Below are 5,585 nucleotides of genomic sequence, written 5' to 3' on the forward strand. Positions count from 1 at the left end.
CGTCGCGCTGGCGACGTGAGCCTTCGCCTCGTCGGCGTGAAGCGCAACGAGAGGACCAAGGCTGATGCGGGCGAAAGCGATTGCGGAACTCATGACGTGTCACAGTGAAAGGGGCGCGGTCTGAAGGGCGGCGTGACGCGGATGCGGCGCATGAGCGCGCCGCAGTCGGGACACAGCGAGGCGGCGCCGATTTTGGCGGTGGGCGCGTCCTCGCAGGCGGGGGCAGTCGGTTCTTCGACAGGATGATTTGCGGCGGCGAGCTTGCGGCAGAGTTCGAGTCTTTCGGCGCGGTCTCCCCTGGCCAGGAGGCCGTAGTGACGAATGCGATGGAAGCCGCCGGGGAGGACATGCAGCAGAAAGCGGCGCATGAACTCCTCCGGCTTAAGCCGCATGATCTTCCGGCGCCCGTTGCGCCGATAGTCCTTGTAGGTGAACGCGATCTCGTCGTCGCTGATGGCTACGAGCCTTGAGTTGGCGATCGCCGCGCGATGCGTGTAGCGGGCGAGATAGGCAAGGACCTGCTCGGGGCCGCCGAAGGGAGGCTTGGCGTAAACGACCCAGTCTGTTTTGCGCAGGGATTTGATGCGTTCGGCGAAAACGCGCGGTTCGGAAAGCGGCGCCACCTCACCGAAGAAGCAGAGCGCGTTCTTCTCGAAAGCGGCCTTGAGGCCGGCGAGCAGCAAGCGACGAAAGAGTCGCGCCAACGCCTTCACGGGCAGGAAGAAGCTTGGTTTGCAGGCGATCCAGCGCCTGCCGTCGAGCGAGACGCCGCCGCCGGGGACGACGCAATGGACGTGGGGGTGATGCGTGAGCGTCTGCCCCCAAGTGTGAAGGACGGCGAGCAATCCGATCTTGGCGCCGAGACGCCTCGGATTTTCGGCGAGCGTCATTGTCGCCTCGGCGGCGGCGCGCATCAGCAAGGCATACACGAGCCCCTTGTTCTGGAAAGCGATCTCGGCGGCCGCCGGCGGCAAGGTGAAGACGACATGAAAATAGGGCGCCGGCAGCAGCTCGGCTTTGCGCGCGGAAAGCCATTGCGCCCGCGCCGCGCCCTGACACTTTGGGCAGTGGCGATTGCGGCAGGAGTTGTAGGCGACGCGCGTTGCGCCGCAGGCGTCGCAGTGTTCGACGTGACCGCCAAGCGCCGCTGTCCTACAGGCTGTGATCGCGCCGATGACGCGGCGCTCGCCGCGGCCAAGATGCGCGGCGTGGTCGCGGAGATAGGCGTCGCCACGGCTGCGGAAAACGTCGGCGAGTTCGAGCACCGGCCCGTTCCACCGGCGTTTACTCGAGCGGCGTCACCTCCAACGACAGCCGATCCAGAGGGCTCGTCGTGGTCCCGATCAGATGCGTGGACACGCGGGTGTAGCGCGCGGTCGTCGACAGGTGCTCATGGCCGAGCAGAACCTGAATGATGCGGATGTCGACGCCGCTTTCCAAAAGATGCGTGGCGAAGCTGTGGCGCAGAACATGAACGCTCATCCGCTTGTCGATGCCGGCCGCCGCGCGCGCCGAACGACAGGCGGCGTGCAGGACAGTGGGCTCGATCGGCTTGTCCTTGTCGCGCCCGGGAAAGAGAAAGCGTTCGGGCCGCGCCAGACGCCAGTAGCTGCGCAGAATGGCGAGCAGCTGCTGCGAAAGCATCACGTAGCGCTCCTTGCCGCCCTTGCCGCATTCGATCCGAATGACCATGCGCTGGCTGTCGATGTCGCAGACCTTGAGACCCGTCACCTCGGAGACGCGCAGCCCCGCCGCGTAGGCCGTCGTCAGGGCGACCCGCGACTTGAGGCTCGAAACAGCTTCGAGGAATCGGATCACTTCGTCGCCGCTGAGAACCGCTGGCAGCTTGCGCGGCTCGCGCGCGTAGGCGATCCGTTCGGGGATCGTGTCCAGACCGAGCGTCACGCCGTAAAAGAAGCGCAGCGCGCAGACGATCTGATTGAGTGACGCCCAGGAAATCCCCGTGGACGCGAGATGAACCTGAAAGGCGCGGACATCCTCAAGCCCCAGACGATCCGGGGAGCGTAAGCGTGATCGGCTGACCGCCTAGCGCAGTGCAATTGGAGTTGATTAGGTGTCCACCATGGGAGAGGTGGACACCAGATAGCGGCGGCGAAGGATGGCGGCGCACGGCGATCGTGGAGCCTGGAAGAGCGTCAGCGCATTGTTGGTGCAGCGCTGGCGCCCGGGGCGTCTGTTGCGGCGGTTGCGCGTCGTCACGGTCTGAACGCCAATCTCGTTTTCAAATGGATACGCCGCGCCCGCGAGGGTTGGCTTGATCGGCGGCGCGCGCCAGCGCAAAAGGCTGACGCCTCTGCTGTGGCGGGAGACAGCGACGCGCCGGCGTTTGTCCCGGTGTCGCTCGTGGAGCTGAACGCCGTGACGGCTCCAGCATTGGCGCCGCCGCTGGCGTTGGCGAAGCCGGTTCGCGAGCCGCGAAGAATCACGCGACGCGGGGCAATGGAGATCAGCCTGCCGAATGGCGCACGGGTGTCGCTCGACGCGAATGTCGACGCCGAAGCGCTGCGTCGCGTCCTGTCTGCGCTGGGCGATCTTTGATGCTTCAGTTCGCGCCGGGCGTGAAGGTCTATCTGGCGTGCAAGCCGGTCGATATGCGGCGCGGCTTTGATGGACTTGCCGCCGATGTCGCGCAGGTTCTGCGCGCTGACCCTTATTCGGGCGCGGCCTTCGTGTTCAGGAGCAAGCGCGGCGACTATGTGAAGATTTTGACCTGGGACGGGTCGGGCCTGTGCCTGTTTGCCAAGCGTCTGGAGAAAGGTAAGTTCGTGTGGCCGCCGATTGTCGAGGGCGCGCTGCAACTGACGGCGGCGCAACTGGCGCTCTTGATCGAAGGGATCGACTGGCGCCGGACGGTTGCGCCGGACGCGCCGAAACGCCCTGCATTCCTATAGATTCCAGGCATTCTTGAGCTGCGCCGACGCGTGTTTTGTGGTAGACGAAATCATGTCGTGCGCCACTGCTGATTTGCCTGAAGATCCCGCGGAACTGCGGCGCTTTGCGGCGGCGCTCGCCGCGGAAGTTCACGCCAAAACGCTGCTGATCGAAAAGCTGAAGATGCAGCTCGCCATTTTGCGACGCGCGCGCTTCGGGCGATCGTCGGAAAAGCTCGACCGCGACATCGAACAACTCGAACTGCTGATCGGCGATTTCGAGGAAAGCGACGCCGAGCGGCAGGCGCAAAGCGAAGCGCCCGACAGCGGCGCCTCATCATCGATGCCGAAAAAGCCGTCGGTTCGTGCGCCTTTGCCCGATCATCTTCCGCTTGAGACGATCACGCATGACGCGCCCTGCGTCTGCCCGACCTGCGGCGGAACGAAGTTCGGGCGGATCGGCGCCGACGAGCGGGATGTGCTGGAATATGTCGCTTCGCACTTCAAGCGCGTGCGGCATGTGCGGGAGAAGATGAGCTGCCGCGCCTGCGAGACGATCGTTCAGGCGCCCATGCCAACGTTGCCGATCGAAAAAGGACGGCCAGGGCCTGCGCTGCTCGCCCATGTGCTGGTCGCCAAATATTGTGACCATCTGCCTTTGCATCGTCAGTCCGACATCTACGCGCGCGAAGGCGTAGCGATCGACCGCTCGGTCATGGCCGGCTGGGTGGGCCATATGGCGGCGCTGCTGGAGCCGCTGGCCGAGCGCATCGCGCGTCATGTGCGCGCCGGCTCCGCCATTCACGCGGACGATACGACGGTTCCCGTGCTCGATCCGGGGCGCGGCAGGACGAAGACCGGCCGATTATGGACGGCGGTGCGCGATGAGAGGCCCTATGGGTCGACGGCGCCGCCGGCGGCCTTCTATCTCTATTCGGCGGACCGCAAGGCGGAGCATGCCCGCGCCTTGCTGAAGGATTGCCGCGGCCATCTGCACGCGGACGGGTATACCGGCTTTGGCGACCTCTACGAGGCCGATCCAAAAACGGGCGCGCCGGCGCCGTTCAAAGAGGTCGCGTGCTGGGCGCATGCCAGGCGCAAAATCTACGACGTGCATGTCGAGACAAAATCGCCGGCGGCGGCGCAGGCGCTCGACATGGTCGCGAGGCTCTTAGCCATCGAGGCCGACATCAAGGGTAGATCGCCGTCCGAGCGCATCGACGCGCGCCGAGAGCGGGCAAATCCCATTCTGGATGAACTGCGCGCGTTCCTGAACGCGACGCTGGCGACGATCAGCGGCAAGAGCGACTTCGCCAAGGCCATCCGCTACGCGACCTCCCGTTGGACGGCCTTGACCCGCTACGTCCATAACGGACGTCTCGAAATGTCGAACAACGCCGCCGAACGCGCAATCAGACCCCTTACTTTGGGCAGAAAGAATTACCTATTTGCCGGCTCCGACGACGGCGGACGTCGCGCGGCGATCATGTATACGCTGATCGAAACGGCACGCTTCAATGACATCGATCCGGAAGCCTGGCTTGCGGACATCATCGCCCGCATCGCCGATCACCCGATCAATAGAATCGACGATCTCCTTCCCTGGAAGTGGAAGCCTCATGCGGAAAGAGCTGCGCCATCTCAAGCGGCTTGAGAATGAACTCCTTGCCCTTGGCGAGGAGGCTATGCTGCTCGAAGAACTCGATGGTCTTGTCGCCGGCGTGCTTGTTTGTCCGGAGATGGTCCCGCCAAGCGAATGGCTTTCCGTCGTCTGGGGCCAGACTGCTGACGAGGCGGCGCCTGTCTTCGATACGGCTGACCACCTGAACAAAGTGCTCACGCTCGTAATGGCGCACTACAATGATGTCGCAAAAAGGCTTTTCGAGAAGCCGGAGAGTTATGCGCCGTACTTCGCCATCGACGATCGCAACGGTGACGTTCTGTGGGAGCTGTGGATCGAGGGGTTCGAAAAGGCCGTGAAGCTCCGCCCCGCCGCATGGCGACCACTGCTCGACGCCAATGTCGAAACCGCCAAAGCCATGTCGGGCCTGCTTACCCTCGCCGATGTCGCACGACGTGATGCGCGCTTCTCCAAACTCGAATATGAAGCGCTCGAGTCCACCGCGCATGAACTTATACCAATGGCTATGCGGGCTGACTCACGGGGGATTCCCCCGGCGCGAATTTTCTGACTCATTTGGCGCGAAGGAGATTCGCGCCATGCCAGCAGCGGTGAAATTACGAGAGGATTTCTCGGCCGAGCAGCTGCGGGCTTTGGCCCGGCGTTCGAAGGACGTCAATCAGAGCCGGCGGCTTTTGTCGCTGGCGGCGGTCCGCGACGGCAAGGACCGCGGCGAGGCCGCGAGGATTGGCGGGATGGATCGGCAGACGCTGCGCGATTGGGTGCATCGCTTCAACGCCGCTGGCCCGGAAGGTCTCTTCGACAATTGGACGGATGGTCCGAAATCGCGCCTGTCGGCGGAGCAGTTGGCCACATTTGCCAAGATCGTCGAGGCGGGACCGGATCGCGAGCGGGACGGCGTCGTGCGCTGGCGACGCGTAGACCTCAAGCGCGTCATCGCTGAGACATTCGGCGTCGATTTTCACGAGCGTTATGTGGGAGCGCTCCTCAAGAAACTCGGCTTCTCCCACATCAGCGCCAGACCGCGCCATCCCGCGCAGGACGGCGAGATC

6 protein-coding genes and 1 pseudogene are annotated in these 5,585 nt (G+C 64.1%); 5 read left to right on the forward strand and 2 right to left on the reverse strand.

The window, feature by feature from the left end:
* Window positions 1-89: 89 nt before the first annotated feature.
* Together IYY11_RS00130 and IYY11_RS00135 are read right to left on the reverse strand one after the other, a co-directional pair.
* Window positions 90-1,265 (reverse strand): IS91 family transposase, encoded by a 1,176-nt coding sequence (locus IYY11_RS00130; RefSeq protein ID WP_196402269.1) that lies wholly within the window; start codon window positions 1,263-1,265, stop codon window positions 90-92.
* 19 nt (window positions 1,266-1,284) lie between these two features.
* A pseudogene (locus IYY11_RS00135) lies at window positions 1,285-2,025 on the reverse strand (tyrosine-type recombinase/integrase); the annotation flags it as partial.
* 153 nt (window positions 2,026-2,178) lie between these two features.
* Between IYY11_RS00135 and tnpA the strand changes: the two are divergent.
* The 5 genes from tnpA to IYY11_RS00160 form a co-directional block, all read left to right on the forward strand.
* Window positions 2,179-2,559 (forward strand): IS66-like element accessory protein TnpA, encoded by a 381-nt coding sequence (gene tnpA / locus IYY11_RS23515; protein ID WP_246719520.1) that lies wholly within the window; start codon window positions 2,179-2,181, stop codon window positions 2,557-2,559.
* Window positions 2,559-2,912, forward strand: a complete 354-nt coding sequence (gene tnpB, locus IYY11_RS00145; protein ID WP_196402270.1) for an IS66 family insertion sequence element accessory protein TnpB — start codon at window positions 2,559-2,561, stop codon at window positions 2,910-2,912. The genes tnpA and tnpB overlap by 1 nt, the downstream gene beginning before the upstream one ends.
* Before the next feature lie 52 nt (window positions 2,913-2,964).
* On the forward strand, window positions 2,965-4,545 hold the full coding sequence (gene tnpC, locus IYY11_RS00150; protein ID WP_196402271.1) for an IS66 family transposase: 1,581 nt from the start codon (window positions 2,965-2,967) through the stop codon (window positions 4,543-4,545).
* Complete coding sequence (locus IYY11_RS00155) at window positions 4,511-5,083, forward strand: UPF0149 family protein (RefSeq protein ID WP_196402272.1); 573 nt, start codon at window positions 4,511-4,513, stop codon at window positions 5,081-5,083. Before tnpC ends, IYY11_RS00155 begins: the two co-directional genes overlap by 35 nt.
* A gap of 28 nt (window positions 5,084-5,111) precedes the next feature.
* Window positions 5,112-5,585 (forward strand): winged helix-turn-helix domain-containing protein (locus IYY11_RS00160; protein ID WP_196402273.1); only part of this gene is annotated, 474 nt, incomplete at its 3' end.

It is taken from the genome of Methylocystis sp. H62 (assembly GCF_015709515.1).
Taxonomy (GTDB): Bacteria; Pseudomonadota; Alphaproteobacteria; order Rhizobiales; family Beijerinckiaceae; genus Methylocystis.